At 69.9% G+C, this 16,302-nt stretch carries 12 protein-coding genes; 4 read left to right on the top strand and 8 right to left on the bottom strand.

From position 1 onward, the window contains the following. The first annotated feature begins 97 nt into the window (after positions 1 to 97). The gene (locus B9P64_RS30910; protein WP_085315383.1) at positions 98 to 1,504 is read left to right on the top strand and encodes an MFS transporter; all 1,407 of its coding nucleotides are present in this window, start codon (positions 98 to 100) and stop codon (positions 1,502 to 1,504) included. A gap of 138 nt (positions 1,505 to 1,642) precedes the next feature. Here B9P64_RS30910 and B9P64_RS30905 read toward each other — a convergent pair whose 3' ends face one another. From B9P64_RS30905 to B9P64_RS30875, 7 genes are all read right to left on the bottom strand, one after another. Further along, positions 1,643 to 2,035 carry a Fic family protein gene (locus tag B9P64_RS30905; protein WP_328589859.1) on the bottom strand — a complete coding sequence of 131 codons (393 nt, stop codon included), beginning with the start codon at positions 2,033 to 2,035 and terminating at the stop codon, positions 1,643 to 1,645. Next, complete coding sequence (locus tag B9P64_RS30900; protein ID WP_328589858.1) at positions 2,032 to 2,466, bottom strand: Fic/DOC family N-terminal domain-containing protein; 435 nt, start codon at positions 2,464 to 2,466, stop codon at positions 2,032 to 2,034. Before B9P64_RS30900 ends, B9P64_RS30905 begins: the two co-directional genes overlap by 4 nt. 167 nt (positions 2,467 to 2,633) lie before the next feature. Beyond that, positions 2,634 to 3,470: a sugar phosphate isomerase/epimerase family protein gene (locus tag B9P64_RS30895; protein WP_176256749.1), complete on the bottom strand. Its 837-nt coding sequence runs from the start codon at positions 3,468 to 3,470 to the stop codon at positions 2,634 to 2,636. Between the two features lie 73 nt (positions 3,471 to 3,543). Beyond that, a complete protein-coding gene (locus B9P64_RS30890) occupies positions 3,544 to 4,410 on the bottom strand; it encodes a shikimate dehydrogenase (protein WP_085315381.1) in 867 nt (288 codons plus the stop codon). Positions 4,411 to 4,463: 53 nt separating this feature from the next. Beyond that, positions 4,464 to 6,422, bottom strand: coding sequence for a bifunctional sugar phosphate isomerase/epimerase/4-hydroxyphenylpyruvate dioxygenase family protein (locus tag B9P64_RS30885; RefSeq protein WP_085315380.1), 1,959 nt, complete (start codon positions 6,420 to 6,422; stop codon positions 4,464 to 4,466). An 82-nt stretch (positions 6,423 to 6,504) separates the two neighbouring features. Next, positions 6,505 to 7,611 (bottom strand): porin, encoded by a 1,107-nt coding sequence (locus B9P64_RS30880; RefSeq protein ID WP_085315379.1) that lies wholly within the window; start codon positions 7,609 to 7,611, stop codon positions 6,505 to 6,507. Between the two features lie 90 nt (positions 7,612 to 7,701). After that, on the bottom strand, positions 7,702 to 7,866 hold the full coding sequence (locus B9P64_RS30875; RefSeq protein WP_176256748.1) for a hypothetical protein: 165 nt from the start codon (positions 7,864 to 7,866) through the stop codon (positions 7,702 to 7,704). A gap of 144 nt (positions 7,867 to 8,010) precedes the next feature. On the opposite strand from B9P64_RS30875, the gene B9P64_RS30870 reads away from it, so the two are divergent. From B9P64_RS30870 to B9P64_RS30860, 3 genes are read left to right on the top strand one after another with little or no spacing between them, the layout of a single operon-like run. Beyond that, positions 8,011 to 11,187, top strand: coding sequence for an efflux RND transporter permease subunit (locus tag B9P64_RS30870; protein WP_085315378.1), 3,177 nt, complete (start codon positions 8,011 to 8,013; stop codon positions 11,185 to 11,187). Between the two features lie 3 nt (positions 11,188 to 11,190). Beyond that, the gene (locus B9P64_RS30865; RefSeq protein ID WP_085315377.1) at positions 11,191 to 12,387 is read left to right on the top strand and encodes an efflux RND transporter periplasmic adaptor subunit; all 1,197 of its coding nucleotides are present in this window, start codon (positions 11,191 to 11,193) and stop codon (positions 12,385 to 12,387) included. Next, a complete protein-coding gene (locus B9P64_RS30860) occupies positions 12,384 to 13,793 on the top strand; it encodes an efflux transporter outer membrane subunit (protein WP_085315376.1) in 1,410 nt (469 codons plus the stop codon). The genes B9P64_RS30865 and B9P64_RS30860 overlap by 4 nt, the downstream gene beginning before the upstream one ends. 68 nt (positions 13,794 to 13,861) lie before the next feature. On the opposite strand, the gene B9P64_RS30855 is transcribed toward B9P64_RS30860, so the two are convergent. Further along, the gene (locus B9P64_RS30855; RefSeq protein ID WP_085315375.1) at positions 13,862 to 16,159 is read right to left on the bottom strand and encodes a beta-glucosidase; all 2,298 of its coding nucleotides are present in this window, start codon (positions 16,157 to 16,159) and stop codon (positions 13,862 to 13,864) included. Positions 16,160 to 16,302 lie beyond the last annotated feature (143 nt).

Genomic DNA, 16,302 nt, shown 5'->3' with positions numbered 1-16,302 from the left:
TTCAGGGAAGCTGGCGGCGCATCAATCAACAAGGTCCGATCGACCGGCCGCAGGGCCGACGAATCGGAGCACGCAAAACCCGGGATTGGAGACTCAAATGGCAAGCACCACGGAACGCCCGCCGCACGGCGGGCAAGCGAAGAAGGCGACCGCCAGCGGCTGGATCGGCTCGGCGCTCGAGTACTACGACTTCTTCATCTACGCGACCGCCGCGTCGCTGATCTTTCCGCAGATCTTCTTCCCGTCGACCGACCCCAAGGTCGCGATCATCGCGTCGCTTGCCACCTATGGCGTGGGCTATGTCGCCCGCCCCATCGGCGCCTTCGTGCTCGGTCACTGGGGCGACACCCACGGCCGCAAGCAGGTGCTCATCATGTGCATGTTCCTGATGGGCTTCTCGACCATGGCCGTCGGCCTGCTGCCGACCTATGCGCAAGTGGGCTGGCTGGCCCCGGCGCTGCTGGTCGTCATCCGCCTGGTGCAAGGGTTTGCAGTCGCCGGTGAAATCTCCGGCGCCAGCTCGATGATTCTTGAACACGCGCCGTTTGGCCGCCGTGGCTTCTTCTCGAGCTTTACGCTGCAGGGCGTGCAGGCCGGCCAGATCCTGGCCGCCGCCGTGTTCCTGCCGATCGCGCACTTTCTGCCGGCCGAGGACTTCAACACCTGGGGCTGGCGCGTGCCCTTCCTGCTCAGCTTCTTCGTGATCGTCGCGGGCTACATCATCCGTCGCGAAGTCGAGGAAACCCCGGCCTTCGCTGCCGAGGACAAGAAGGGCGCCGTGCCCAAGGCGCCGGTGGTCGAAGCCTTCCGCAACAGCTGGGCCGACATGCTGCGCGTGGTCTGCATGGCGCTGATGAACGTGATCCCGGTCGTCACCTCGATCTTCGGCGCGGCCTATGCGGTGCAGCCCGGCTACGGCATCGGCTTCAGCAAGGACATCTATCTGTGGATTCCGGTGCTCGGCAACATCCTGGCCGTGCTGGTGATCCCGATGGTCGGCAACCTGTCGGACAAGATCGGTCGCCGCCCGCCGATCATCGTCGGCGCGCTGGCCTCGGGCCTGCTGTCCTTCGGCTATCTGTACGCGATCAGCATCCACAGCGAGGCGCTGGCCATCGTGATGTCGCTGCTGATGTGGGGCGTGGTCTACCAGGGCTACAACGCGGTGTTCCCGAGCTTCTATCCCGAGCTGTTCCCGACCCGCACCCGCGTCTCGGCGATGGCCATCTCGCAGAACGTGGGCACCGCGCTGACCGCGATGCTGCCGGCCATCTTCGCCACGGTCGCGCCGCCCGGAGCCACCGACATCCCGATGATGATCGGCTCGCTCACGCTGCTGATCTGCGCGGTTGCCGCCACCGCCGCCTGGAGCGCCCGCGAAACCTTCCGCGTGCCGATGAGCGAGCTGGGCAATCCCAATGCCGTGCCGGTCGAGCAGCGCGAGTATCAGCGGACGCGCGAGCGCAGCATCATGGATTCGCGGATGGCGAAGCGGTCGGTTTGACGTGACCTGAGTCCGCCGCCCGGCGGACGAAGCAAGAGAGCCCGACGGTAAAACCGGTCGGGCTCTCTTGCATTTGAGGGATGGACCTTCGAAGGCGGCTGCACGATCGCAAGCCTGGCCGGCGCGTGCCGGCATGGTTCAAGGCACCGGCGCAGGCAGCAACGGAGCGACATCATTGCTGTCGCGCGTCAGCAGCTGCATCAGCCTGAGGTGGATGAACAGCTTCTCCTTGCCCAGCTGCATCTCGCGCAGCACGCCGATGCCGACCAGATCCTTGAGATGGCGCGACGCCGCCTGGCGCTGCGCCACCTCCTTCTCGACCAGATTGCCGATGCGGCAATACGGCTGCTCGAAGATCACGTCGACCAGCTCGCGGCTGTAGATCTTGGGCAGACGACCGCGCGCCGTTTCAGCGGTCTGCTCGGCCAGCCGGCGGATGGCGCCGATCTTGGCCGTGGTCCAGCCCGAGGTGGCCTCCACCGCTTGCAGCATGAACAGCACCCACGGCTCCCAGTCCTGCCGGCGCGTCACGTCGCCCAGTTGGCCAGCAGCTCGCGCAATTGCCGCTCGCCTTCGGGCGGCGTGTAGATGATTTCGCCGCTGCGGTCGTTGGCGACCTGGGTGCCCGGCGTGCGGCGGATGTCCATGCCAGCGCCCTTGAGGGTGCGGCAGATTTCCACCGTGGTGCCGGTGCAGAGCGGCCGCGTCTTGAGCGACTGGAAGCCCTGGTGCAGCGCCTCCTTGGTGGCGTGATCGGCCGTCCCGTCGGCCTGGGCATGCTGGAACAGCATGTCGGTGGTGGTGACGATGTTCTCGATCTCGGAGCTGTCCTTGGCTTCCAGCAGCGGGATCGTGTCGATGAGCATCGTCTGATTGGGAATCAGCTCGGCGGCCTGCTTCAGCTCGGCCAGCGCCGCGCGCGCGGCAATGCAAGCCCGCAGCACCTCCTGCGCGGGCGGCAAGGGCGGAAGCTGGTTGCAGGGGCGATCAGGCCGCCAGAGAGTCTCGGGGTTGGCATGGGATGCGGGCTCGGGATCGGCGCAGCGAGACCACGTCATGTCGCCGTCTTCTATTTTGGCGACACGTCATTCGAACATGTCGCCGACGGCGACATGTTCCGTTCCCGCCCTCACCCAATCAACGGCCTTAACCACGCCGCCGTCTGCGCCGCCTTCTGCGTCACCAGCTCCGGCGCCAGGTGCCGGTACTCGTCGTTGAAGATCTCGATCGCATACGGCCCCGTGAAGCCGATGTCCTTCAGCACGCCGATCAGCTGCTGCATCTCGAAACTGTGCTGGCCGTCCTGCGGAAAGATGCGCCGATGGCGCGCGCTCTCGATGAGATCGTCGACTTCGCTCAGCGCATCCCAGGCGCCATCCGACAGCTGCACCATGAAGATGCGGTCGGCGGGAATCTTTCGCAGCGGCTCCAGCGCGTGATGCCGCGCCAGCGTGTGGAAGGAATCGACGATGAGGCCGACGCGCTCATGGTCGGCGGCGCGCACCGCGTCCCAGGCCAGTTCGTAGTTGTCGACGAAGCCGCCCCAGGACAGCGCCTCGTAGGCGATGCGCGCGCCGATGGCATCGCCGAGTTCGGCCAGCATGCGCAGCCGCGCGCCCACGGTGGCAATGTCGCGCAGGCCGCGCGCCGAGGCGCCGGACGACACCAGCAGCAGATCGGTGCCGACCGCTTCCATCATTCCGAACAGCGAGCGCGCGAGGTCGATCTTGTAATCGACCAGATGCTGCTCGACCGCCTCGATGTTGCGCAGCAGCTGGAAGCCGGCCACTTGCAGCCCCGAGTCGCGGATCTTGCGCGCCGCGAGCTTGACGCCGCCCGGCTCGCTCATGAGGTCGTTGCCCCAGACCATCACCGACTTGAAGCCCGCCTCGGCGATGGCCGCGAGCTTGGCATCGAGCGTGCCGCCGAGCGCGACGGTATCGATGCAGACATTGGACGAAATCATTGCTGGCCCCTGCTGGGTTGTGCGGTTGGCATGCGCGCCGAAGCCGTCATTGAATCCGCTTGCTGCGGCCCTGTCACCGGGCGGCTTGCAGTTCCTCGAAGTGCGCCAGCATGCGGTCGGCATTCGCCTCCAGCCCGGTGAAATGCTGGAACGCGCCGACCGCCTGGAACACCGCCATGCCGCCACCGCTGACCACCTTGCAGCCGAGCTTGCGCGCGGTGGCGAGCAACTCGGTTTCGAGCGGGAAGTAGACGATCTCCGAGACCCAGATTTCCGGCCGCAGCAGCGCCGCATCGAGCGGCAGGCCGGGATGGGCGGTCATGCCGGTGGGCGTGCAATGGATCAGGCCGTCGGTCGCGGCCATTTCCTCGGGCAGCGACGTGCCGCCGATGGCGCGGCCGGCGCCGAAGCGGGCGCAGAGTTCCTCGGCGAGCCGGGCGGCGCGCGTCGGGTCCATGTCGAAGATGGCGAGCCGGCCGACGCCGAGCGTGAGCGCCGCATGCGCCACCGCCGCGCCCGCGCCGCCGGCGCCGAGCTGCACCGCGCGGTCGAGCTTGGCGCCGGGCAGGCCGCGCTTGAAGCCTTCGGCGAAGCCCCACCAGTCGGTGTTGTGGCCGACGGTGCGGCCGTCCTTGATGACCACGGTATTGACCGCGCCGAGCGCCGCCGCGTCGGGCGACAGCTCGTCGAGATGCGGAATGACCGCCTGCTTGCACGGGTGCGTGACATTGAGCCCGCCGAAACCCATGAGCTTGGCGGCTTCCAGCAGCTTGGGCAGGTCGGCCGGCGTGAGGCCGAGCTGCTCGATGTCGAGGATGCGGTACTGGTAGTTCAGGCCCTGGGCCTGGCCTTCGCGCTCGTGCATCGTGGGGCTGAGCGAGCGCTGGATGCCGGCGCCGATGAGGCCGGCGAGAAACTGGGGACGGTCGCCGATGGGCATGGTGAAACTCCGTTCGGTTCGTGGAAGGCGGGAGGGATCGTTGTCGTGCGGGATCAGCGGGCGAGCGGCGCCGAAACCAGACCGGCCACGTCGCGCGCAAGCGCTGCCATGCGCACCGGCGCGTTCGAGGCGCCGTAGCCGTCGTAGCCGCCGATGCGCTGCACCAGCTCGAAGAAGAAGCGGCGCTCGAACATCGGCGTGTAGGCGTGCAGGAATTCGCCGCCGGCCGGGTCGCGGTCGTAGAGCACGCGCAGCGCGCGCAGCCGCGCGACAAAGGCCGCGTCGAGATCGAAGCGCGCGACCAGGTCGTCGTAATAGTTGTCGGGGATGTGGAGGAAGACCAGCCCGCGTTCGCGCGCCGCCGCCACGCTGGCGAAGATGTCGGCGCAGTCGAAGGCGAGGTGATGCACGCCCGCGCCGTGCAGCGTGTCGACGCTGCGCGCGATGACGGTGCTGCGGCTTTGCGACACGTTGAGCGCGATGCGCAGCGTGCGCGCGTCGTTGCTGAGCGCGCGGCTGCGCACCATGCCGTAGGGATCGGTCAGCTCCAGGCTGTCGCCGGGCTCCAGCCCGAGCACCGCGCGCTGGAACAGCACCGCGCTGTCGAAGTTTTCTATCGGCGCGGCGATGGCCACATGGTCGAGCGTGCCAAGGCCGATGCCCGTGTCGGCGGATGCGGCGAGCACGAAGTCGGCATCCCAGAAGCCGCGCTGCTCCAGCTCGCTCGACACGAAGTAGAGGATGCTGCCGTCCACGCCGCGCACCGCCGGAATGGTGGTTTCGTGCGGGCCGACCCGGCCCTCGAAGCGCGGCACATGAAAGCTCTGGGCGCGGTTGACGGCGCGCAGGCCGTCGTCGGTGCGCAGCGCAATCGCGCAGATCGACGGGCCATGGCGCTGGAAGAATTCGCTCGCGAACGAGCCCGGCTCGTTGTTCACCACGAGATTGATCTCGCCCTGGCGCCACAGCGTGACGTTCTTGGAGCGATGCACGCCGGCGCGCTCGAAACCGAGCGCGGCGAAGGCGCGGCACAGCGCGCTCTGGGTGCGGTCGTCGACGGCGAACTCGACGAAGGCCGTGCCGTCGATGCGCGGCGGCGCCGGCGGCGCAAACAGCTCGACCCGGCTGAAGGCGGCGGCGCGCGCGGCGCTGGCCGGCGCTTGCGGCGCTTCTGCGGCGACCGCGGACGGCGCCGGGCGGCGCAGCTTCACCTGCTCCTCCAGCCACAGCAGCGAGCGCATCGCGTCATGCGTGGTGTCGCGGTTCGGCGCCTCGCGGAACACGTCGTTGAAGATTTCGAGCGACATCGGCCCGGCATAGCCGGCCGCCAGCACATGGCCGAGGAAGGCCGGCATGTCGAAGCCGCCCTGCCCCGGAAAGCAGCGGTAATGCCGGCTCCACTGGAGCACGTCCATCGTCATCAGCGGCGCATCGGCCAGTTGCAGAAAGAAGATGCTTTCGCCGGGAATCTCTTCGATGTGCCGCGGGTCGAGCCCACGCGACAGGATGTGGAAGCTGTCGAGGCAGAGCCCGAGATGCGGATGATCGGCCTGCTGCACCAGGCGCCAGGAATGGCGGTAGTCCCACACATGGCGGCCCCAGGCGAGGCTTTCATAGGCCAGACGGATGCCGCGCTTGGCGGCGCGCTCGGCCAGTTCATAGAGCTGGCCGGCAATCTGCGCATCGTCGGTCGAGGCGCTGGCCGAGACGTTGGAGCAGATGAGAATCATGGTCGCGCCCAGCTCGCCCATCAGGTCGAACTTGCGTTCGGCGCGGTCGAGGTTGCGGCGGAACAGCTTGTCGTCGGCCGCATCCAGGTCGCGGAACGGCTGGTACAGATCGATGGCAAGACCCAGATCGGCGGCGAGCGCCGCAATCCGACGCGGCGACAGCGCGCTGTGGATCAGATCGTTCTCGAACACTTCAAAGCCGTCGAAGCGCGCGCGCGCGATCGACTCCATCTTGTCTTCGAGCGAGCCGCTGATCGAAACAGTGGCGATCGACCTGCGCATGCAGCCTCCGGAATCGGTGTGGGTCATGGGTGGGCAAAAAGCCGCGCCGGCCATCGTGGGAGCCGGCGCGGAAAGCAAATGCTCAGAACGCGTGGCTGATGCCGCCGGCCAGATACATGGACGACCGCACGCCGGCCTTGAGCGCCGTGCCGTTGTCGAGCGCGGCGCCGCTGGCGTTGAAGCGCTCGTAATCGGCGATGGCGTAGAGCCAGGTGCGCTTGCTCAGGTAGTACTCGGGCACGAAGTAGAACTTCTGCGCCTTCTGGTCGGTGGCCACGTTGTCGAAGCCGCGCGTGCCGCGGTAGTAGGCAAACGTCAGGTCGAGCGACGGCGTGTACGAATACGTGACGCCGCCCGAGCCAACCGTGGTCTTCTGCTCGTGATAGGTGGCGGCCGTGCCGTCGATCTTGTTCTGGCTCCAGGTGGCCTTGAACTTGAGCGCATCGAGCTTGTAGACGCCGCCGACGGTCCAGGCGTCGAGCTTGGCGGCGGTCGGATCCTTGAACTGCGCATAGGCGGCGCGCAGTTGCAGCGAGCTGCCGTCATAGCCGGCGAGCAGGCCGGCCGACTTGTTGGCCGAGCTGCTGCCGGTGGCCGATTCGCCAAAGGCGTAATAGCCCATGCCGATCAGACCGTTGCCGGCCTTGTAGACGTACTTGGCGGCGTTGTCCTGGCGGTCGAGCGAGTTGTTGGCCAGCGTCGCGCCGCTGCCGAAGGTGTTGGCAATCGGATTGCCCGGGCCGGCCAGATAGCCGTAGCGCACATTCATGTTGGTGGCGCCGTTGTTGGCCTTGAGCGGATCGGTGACCCACAGCGCCTCGGTCAGCGTCGTCACCTGGCGGCCGATCATCAGCGTGCCGTAGTCGGCGCTGCTCAGGCCCACATAGGCATTGCGGTCGAACATGCGGCTGCTGCTGGCCTGCGAGCCGGTGTCGATCGAGATGGTCGAGGCCAGGTCGAACACCGTCTTGAGGCCGCCGCCCAGATCCTCGCTGCCGCGAATGCCCCAGCGCGAGGCCTGCCAGGCGCCCGACTGGATCGCCCGGCCGGCGCCGGTGGCGACGCGGTTGGTCTGGTTGACATAGGCGGCGTCGGCAAAGCCGAACAGGGTCACGCTGGTCGTCGACTGGGCCATGGCCGAACCGGCCGTGGCGGCGCACAGGGCGGTGGCGATTGCGAGTTTTTTCATCTGTGTCTCCTCGTTGGGGTTCGAGGAGGCTAGGCAGCGCAGATCAAGCGAGGAAGACGGGTTGCGCGATAGGCGCGCGCAGCCGCTCGCTCACCGCGCGAAACTCGGGTCGCCCCTCATGAGCGCCGGCAGCGCGCTGACGCCGCCCTGCAACGCGCGCAAACCCTGCTCCCAATCGAGCAGCACTTGCGCCAAAACCGCCAGCCGCAGCCTCGCATGCAGCAGCGCCGACAGGCGCTTGCAACCCGCGGTCATGACAATCGGCTGGGCCGGTGCCGTTGCGCGGCGCTGGCCTGCCGCTTGCGTCCGCGCCCCGGCTCGACGCCAGCCGGGCGACGCGAACCACTCACCGAAGTCACCAACAATGAGCCTCGCCTTCAGGCCGCAGGAGCCCCGCCGATGTGGATAGTCCGCGTGGCGCTCGGCCGCCCCTACACCTTTCTCGTGCTCGCCATCCTCATCGTGCTGGGCGGGCTGTTCACCCTGGCGCGCACCGCCACCGACATCTTTCCGGCGATCCGCATTCCCATCGTCGCGGTGATCTGGCAGTACAGCGGCCTGCCGCCCGACGAGATCGCCAACCGCGTGGTCGCGACCACCGAGCGCGCGGCCCAGACCACCATCACCGGCATCGAGCACACCGAGTCGCAATCGCTCGGCGGCGTGTCGGTGGTGAAGTATTTCTTCCAGCCCAATGTGAGTACCGAGCTGGCGGTGGCCCAGATCACGGCGGTGTCGCAGGCGCTGCTGCGCAATGCGCCGCCGGGCACCACGCCGCCCTTCGTGCTGGCCTATGACGCGTCGACGGTGCCGATCCTGCAACTCGCCTTCGCCAGCAACGAGCTGTCGGAAACCGAGATCTACGACACCGCCAACACCCAGGTGCGCACCGGGCTCGCGCCGGTGCCGGGCGCGGCCGTGCCCTTCCCGTTCGGCGGCAAGCAGCGCCAGATCCAGGTCGATCTCGATCCGGCCGCGCTGCGCGCCCACGGCCTGTCGGCCCAGGACGTGACGGTTGCGCTCGGCAACCAGAACCTCGTGATTCCGGCCGGCACGCAGAAGATCGGCGACCAGGAACTCAACGTGCGCCTCAACGCCAGCCCGACCACCGTGGCCGGCCTGAACGAGCTGCCGCTGCGCTACGGCGCCGACGGTCTGGTGCAGCTGCGCGACGTGGCCAATGTGCGCGACGGCGCCGCGCCCCAGACCAACATCGTGCGGGTCGAGGGCAAGCGCGCGGTGCTGATGAGCATGCTCAAGACCGGCAACGCATCCACGCTGGCGATCATCGACAAGGTGCATGAGCTGCTGCCCGACATCCAGGCCGGGCTGCCGCGCGACCTGACGATCAAGCTGCTCGGCGACCAGTCGGTCTTCGTGCGCGCGGCGGTCGACGGCGTGATCCGCGAAGGCATCGTCGCGGCGGCGCTGACCGGGCTGATGATTCTGCTGTTCCTCGGCTCATGGCGCAGCACGCTCATCATCACGGTGTCGATTCCGCTGTCGGTGCTGGCGTCGATCATCTGCCTGTCGGCGCTCGGCGAGACCATCAACATCATGACGCTGGGCGGACTGGCGCTGGCGGTCGGCATTTTGGTGGACGACGCCACGGTCGCCATCGAGAACATCAACTGGCATCTGGAGCAGGGCAAGGAGGTGGAGGACGCCATCCTCGACGGCGCGCACCAGATCGCCACGCCGGCGCTGGTGTCCACGCTGTGCATCTGCATCGTCTTCATCCCGATGTTCTTCCTGACCGGGATTGCGCGCTTTCTGTTTGTGCCGCTGGCCGAGGCGGTGGTGTTCGCGATGCTGGCGTCCTACCTGCTGTCGCGCACGCTGATCCCCACGCTCGCCAAGTACTGGCTGCGCATGCACGACCCGCTTGCGCATGAGAACCCGCGCGGCGTGTTCCAGCGCTTCCAGCACGGTTTCGAGCTGCGCTTTGCGCGGCTGCGCGACGGCTATCACCGGCTGCTGGAGGCGGCGCTGCGCGGGCCGTGGCGGTTTGCGGCGGGGTTCGCGCTGGTCATCACGCTCGGGCTGGCGCTGCTGCCGCTGCTGGGCCGCGACTTCTTCCCGGCGGTGGATGCGGGCCAGATCAAGCTGCACATCCGCGCGCCGAGCGGCACCCGCATCGAGACCACGGCCCAGCTCTGCGACCGCATCGAGGCGGTCATCCGCGAGGTGGTGCCCGAGGCCGAGCGCGCCGGCATCGTCGACAACCTGGGCCTGCCCTACAGCGGCATCAACCTCACCTATGCCAGCTCGGCGCCGATCGGCCCGGGCGATGCCGACATTCTGGTGGCGCTCAACGAAGGCCACCGGCCGACCGCCGACTACATCCGCACCCTGCGCGACCGGCTGCCGGGCGAATTCCCGGGCGTGAGCTTTGCCTTCCTGCCGGCCGACATCGTCAGCCAGATTCTCAACTTCGGCCTGCCGGCGCCCTTCGATGTGCAGATCACCGGCTTCAACGTCGCCGGCAATCTGGCCTGGGCCGGCAAGCTGCTGGAGCGCATCCGGCAGGTGCCGGGCGCGGTCGATGTGCGCATCCATCAGGCCTTCGACTATCCGCAGATCAATGTGGACGTGGACCGCGCCAATGCGATGAAGCTGGGCCTGCAACAGCGCGACATCGCCAGCAATCTGCTGGTGTCGCTGTCGGGCAGCTTCCAGACCAATCCGGGTTTCTGGCTCGATCCGCGCACCGGCATCCAGTACAGCGTGGCCACGCAGACGCCGCAGCCGCGCATGCAGTCGCTCGACGATCTGGCCACGCTGCCGGTCACGGCCGCCAGCGGCAACGCCCCGCCGCAGGTGCTGGCCAATGTGGCCAGCTTCAAGCGCAGCGCCGGGCCGGCGGTGGTGAGCCACTACAACGCGATGCCCACGCTCGACATCTACGGCGCGGTGCAGGACAGCGATCTGGGCGCGGTGGCCGACCGCCTCGCCGCGCTGGTGGCCGAGGCCAAGAAGGACCTGCCCAAGGGCTCGTCGGTGAATGTGCGCGGCCAGATCCAGACCATGAACAGCTCGTTCAACGGCCTGCTGCTGGGGCTGGCGGGCGCGGTGGTGCTGGTCTATCTGCTCATCGTCGTCAACTTCCAGAGCTGGCTCGATCCGCTGGTCATCATCAGCGCGCTGCCGGCGGCGCTGGGCGGCATCGTGGTGATGCTGTTCATCACCCACACCACGGTGAGCGTGCCGGCGCTGACCGGCGCAATCATGTGCATGGGCGTGGCCACGGCCAACAGCATTCTGGTGGTGAGCTTTGCGCGCGAGCGGCTGAACCACGGCGAGTCCGCCTTCACCGCCGCGCTCGAAGCGGGCTTCACGCGCTTCCGCCCGGTGCTGATGACGGCGCTTGCCATGGTCATCGGCATGCTGCCGATGGCGCTCGGTTTCGGCGAAGGCGGCGAGCAGAACGCGCCGCTCGGCCGCGCGGTCGTCGGCGGCCTGCTGGCCGCGACGGTGGCCACGCTGTTCTTCGTCCCGGTTGTCTTTTCCCTCGTGCACGGCCGCGCCGACCGGGGCCGGGCTGCGCCCGGCTTCGCGGCGACGGTCGGGAGCTGATCCATGCCTTCGCTTCATTTTTCTTCCCGGCGGCCGACGGCGCGCCGCCATGCCGGCAGCGCGCTGCCGGTCATCGTCGTGGCGCTGGCTATCGTGGGGCTGGTCGGCTGGCGGCTGGCCGGCCGCGCCGAGGCCGAGACCGCACTGCGCGAGCGCACGACCGCGCTGGCGCTGCCGGTGGTGAGCGTGATCGCGCCCAAGGCAGCGACCGGCGCCGATGAATTCACCCTGCCGGGCAATGTGCGCGCCTGGGACGAGGCGCCGATCCATGCGCGCACCAGCGGCTATCTCAAGCGCTGGCTGGTCGACATCGGCACGCCGGTCAAGGCCGGCGAGCTGCTGGCCGAGATCGATGCGCCCGAGGTCGACCAGCAGCTGCGCCAGGCCGAGGCCGATCTGGCCACGGCCGAGGCCAACGCAAAGATCGCCGCCGGCACCGCCGAGCGCTATCGCACGCTGCTGGCGAGCAGGTCGGTCGCGCCGCAGGAGGCCGAGGACCGCTTTGGCGAGGCCACGGCGCGCGCGGCGGCGGCCAACTCGGCGCGCGCCAATGTGCAGCGGCTGCGCGAGATCGCCGGCTTCAAGCGGGTGCTGGCGCCGTTTGCCGGCACGGTGACGGCGCGCAATGCCGAGACCGGCGCGCTGATCTCGGCCGGCGCCGGCGAACCGCTGTTCCGCATCGCCTCGACCCGCAAGCTGCGCGTGTATGTGCAGGTGCCCGAGTCGCTGGCCGGCGGCATCAAGGTCGGCCAGACCGCCGACGTGCTGGTCGCGGGCGCGGCCCACACCGGCTGGCCGGCGCGCATCGCGAGCACGGCGACGGCGATCGCGCCCGGCTCGCGCACGCTGCTGACGCAGCTCGACCTGGACAACGCCTCGGGCGCGGTGCTGCCGGGCGCGTTTGCCGAGGTGCGCTTCAAGCTGCCGGCGCGGCCCGATGTGCTGCGGCTGCCGACCAATGCGCTGCTGTTTCGCGCCGACGGGCTGAACGTGGCGGTGGTCGATGCGCAGGAGCGGATCGCGCTGCGCCAGGTGGTGGCCGGGCGCGATTTCGGCAAGGAGATCGAGATCGTCGCCGGGCTGGCGCCGACCGACCGCGTGGTGCTCAATCCGTCCGACTCGGCGGCCAACGGCGTGGCGGTGCGGGTGGCCGTGCCGGCCGATGCGCCGGCCGACGCCGCCAAGGGCGCAGCCAAGTGAAGCCGGCAGCACTGCTGCTCGGGCTGGCCTGCGCCGTGGCCGGATGCAGTCTGGCGCCCGACTACAAGCGCCCGGCCGTCGCCACGCCGGCGGCCTTCTCCGGCGCCAGCGCGCCCGATGGCTGGAAGCTGGCCGAGCCGGCCGACAGCCTCGACCCCGACGCGTGGTGGACGCGCTTCAACGATCCGCTGCTCGATGCGCTCGAAGCGCGCGTGACGGTCGGCAACCAGAACCTGGCCGCCGCCGTGGCGCGCTACGACCAGAGCCGCGCGCTCGCCGGCATTGCGCGCGCCGCGACGCTGCCGAGCCTGAATCTCAACGCCTCGGCGAGCCGCGCGCGCACTTCCGAGAACGCGCCGCGCCGCGCGACCCGGCTGGTCAACGACGATCTGGTGCTCGGCATCAGCCTGGGCTATGAGATCGACGTGTGGGGCCGGGTGCGCAATGCGGTCGCGGCCGGCGATGCGCGCATGCAGGCCAGCGCCGCCGACCTCGACACGCTGCGGCTCGGCCTGCGCGCCGAGCTGGCCGCCAACTATTTTTCGCTGCGCGGCCAGGAGCAGACCCGGCGCGTGCTCGAAACCTCGCTCGCCGCCTTTGCCGATGCGCTCGCGCTGGCCGAGCGCCGCCACGCCGGCGGTCTGGTCACCGAGCTGGATGTGAATCAGGCGCGGCTGCAAGTCGAGAACACGCGCGCCACGCTGGCCGAGCTGCGGCTGCATTCGGCGCAATTGCGCAATGCGATCGCGCTGCTGGTCGGCGAGCCGGCGCCCGGCTTTGCGCTGGCCGACGGCGCGCTGCCGGCCGCGCCACCGCCGGTGCAGCCGGGTCAGCCGTCGGCGCTGCTGGAGCGCCGGCCCGACGTGGCCGCCGCCGAGCGCCGGGTGTTCGCGAGCAATGCCGACATCGGCGTGGCGCGCGCGGCATGGTTCCCGACGTTCAGCCTCGGTGCGGCGCTCGGCAGCGAGGCCACGCGCGGCGCTGACTGGCTGCTGGCGCCGAGCCGCTTCTGGTCGCTGGGGCCGGCGGCGGCGTTCAATCTGTTCGACAACGGCCGCATCGCCGGCAATGTGGCGGCCGCGCGCGCCGCGCATGAAGAAGCCTCGGCCAACTACCGCCAGACCGTGCTGGTGGCCTGGCGCGAAGCCGAGGACAGCCTGGCCGCGATCCGCGAACTGGCCGACGAAGCGGCGCATCAGCAGGCCGCCGAGGACGCCGCGCAGCGCGCCTTCGAGCAGGCGCGCCGGCAGTACGAGGGCGGGCTGGTCACCTTTCTGCCGGTGGCCAATGCGCAGGCGGCGCTGGCCCAGGCGCAGCAGGCCGGCATCGGGCTCAAGGTGGCGGAGCTGTCGGCGCGGGTGCAGCTGATCCGCGCGCTCGGCGGCGGCTGGCGCGCGGCGGAGTGACGGCGGAGTGACGGCGGCAGGCGGCTCCGGCGGCTGACGCCGCCCGACGCACTTGCCGCCGCACGCAGTTACCGCGCCGCCACGCCCTCGCCGGCCGGCAGCCGACGTTCATCCAGCCGCACGCGGGTGGTGAGGATGTCGGTCAGCGCATCGCGGCCGACGGCGATGCCAAGCTCGCCGCCCGGCAGCAGCCAGTCGCCGCGCGCCACATCGAAGCGCGCCAGCAGCCGCGGATCGACCTCGATGCGCACCCGCCGCCGCTCGCCGGGCGCGAGCGCCACCTTGTCGAAGCCGACCAGCCGCCGGCCGCGCCGCCCGCCGGCATCGAGCGCATAGACCTGCACCACCTCGCTGCCGGCGCGCGTGCCGAGGTTGCTCACCTCCACGCTTACCGCGAGCCGGTCGCCGCCCTCGGCGCGCGGGCCGTCATAGCCGAAGCGCGTGTACGACAGCCCATGGCCAAACGCGAACAGCGGCCGCGTGCCGAGCGCCGCATGACGCCGGTAGCCCACGTCGGCGCCCTCGCTGTAATCGACCGTGAAGCGCGCGCCGGCCGGCGCATCGGGCGGCGGCAGCGGCCCGCGCGGCGTCTGCGCCAGCCCGTCCGGAAAACTCACCGGCAGCCGGCCCGACGGGTTGACCGCGCCGGTCAGCACATCGGCAATCGCCGCGCCGCCCTCGGCGCCCGCATACCAGGCCGCGACGATGGCGCCGACGCGGTCGCGCCACGGCAGCGCGATCGGGCCGCCGGTCTCCAGCACGACCACGGTGTTTGGGTTGGCCGCCGCGACCGCCTCGACCAGCGCGTCCTGGCCGTCGGGCAGGCTCAGGTCGGGCGCGTCGATGGCCTCGATCATCCATTGCTCGACGAACACGACGGCCACGTCGGCCGTGCGTGCAAGCGCTGCCGCCTGCGCCGGATAACGGCCGTTGTCGAACACCACGCTCGCGCCCGGCAGCCGCTCGCGCAGCGCGCGGAACGGCGACGACGGGTGATAGACGATGCGGCTCCAGGCCTGCATCCAGCTGTCGCCCTGGCCGACCGGCACCACCGCCGCCGGCCCGCCCCAGGGCAGCACCTGGGACGAGCCGCCGCCCGAGATCACGCCCACGTCGGCATGCGCGCCGATGACCGCGATGCGCTTGCGCTCGGCGCCGAGCGGCAGCAGGCCGGCGCGGTTGGCGAGCAGCACGATGCCCTCGGCAGCCACGTTGCGCGCGATGCGGGCATGGGCCGCGCGGTCGATGGCGCCGGCCGGCGCCGCGCCGGTCGAGGCGCCGTCGAACAGCCCGACGGCGAACATCGAGCGCAGCACCCGCCGCGCCATGTCGCCGACCCGCTCGCGCGTCACGCGGCCCGACTCCACCGCCGCCTTGAGCGGCGCGCCGAAGAACACCTCGGCATCGAGCTGCTCGCCCGATTCCTGGTCGAGGCCGTGGGTCGCGTCGTCGACCGAATGCACCGCGCCCCAGTCCGACATGACCCAGCCGCGATAGCCCCAGTCGCGCTTGAGCACGCGGTTGAGCAGGTGGTCGTTGCCGCAGGCGTGCGCGCCGTTGACCAGGTTGTAGCCGCACATCACCGCGCCGGGCCGGCCGCGCTCGATGGCGAACTGGAACGCGAGCAGGTCGGATTCGCGGTGCGCCGCCTCGTCGATGCGCGCATCGACCGACTCGCGCCGCGACTCCTGCGCATTGAGCGAGAAGTGCTTGACGGTCGAGATCACGCGCTCGGACTGGATGCCGCGGATCGACTCGCCGGCCAGCGTGCCGGCCAGCAGCGCGTCCTCGCCCAGGTACTCGAAGTTGCGGCCGTTGCGCGGATCGCGCGCCAGATTGACGCCGCCCGCGAGCAGCACGTTGAAGCCCTTGGCGCGCGCCTCGCGGCCGATCATGGCGCCGCTGTCGAAGGCCAGACGCGGGTTGAAGCTGGCCGCAAGCGCCAGGCTGGCCGGCAGCGCGGTCGCGCCGTCGCCGGGGCGCGCATCGGCCGGATTGGCGATGCCGAGGCTGGCGTCGGTTTCCTGCAGGGCCGGGATGCCGAGCCGCGCGATGCCGGGGATGTAGCCAGCCGAGCCGAGCGCACCGGGCGGCTTGGGCTTGCCGGCGAAGGCTGTGCCCATCGGGCCGTGCAGCAGCGCGATGCGCTCGTCGGGCGTGAGCTTGGCTTCGAGCAGGCGGGCGCGTTCGTCGGGCGAGAGCTGCGGATCGCGCCAGGGCTGGGCCGGCACCTCGCCGAGCAGCGCCGGCAGCAGCGCGACCAGCAGCAGGCTCGCCAGCAGATAGCGCAGCGGAAAGCCCTCGGGCAGTGCGCTGGGCAGGGCTTGGTCGAGACGTTGGCGGAAGCGGCGGAGGTGGCGGCGCATGGGATCGGCGGCTGAGCGGTGGGGAGATGGCGGCAGGCCGGTGGAAGTTTGCGCGGATGGAAGGGGCAGCGGGTGTTCAGCTTGCGGCAAGGAGGATTGGCACTAACCGACCTCGGTCGGCGCGATTTGGGGCGGGCGATCGG

It is taken from the genome of Derxia lacustris (assembly GCF_002105195.1).
GTDB lineage: Bacteria > Pseudomonadota > Gammaproteobacteria > Burkholderiales > Burkholderiaceae_E > Derxia > Derxia lacustris.
This window is presented reverse-complemented; position numbering and strand designations above follow the sequence as displayed.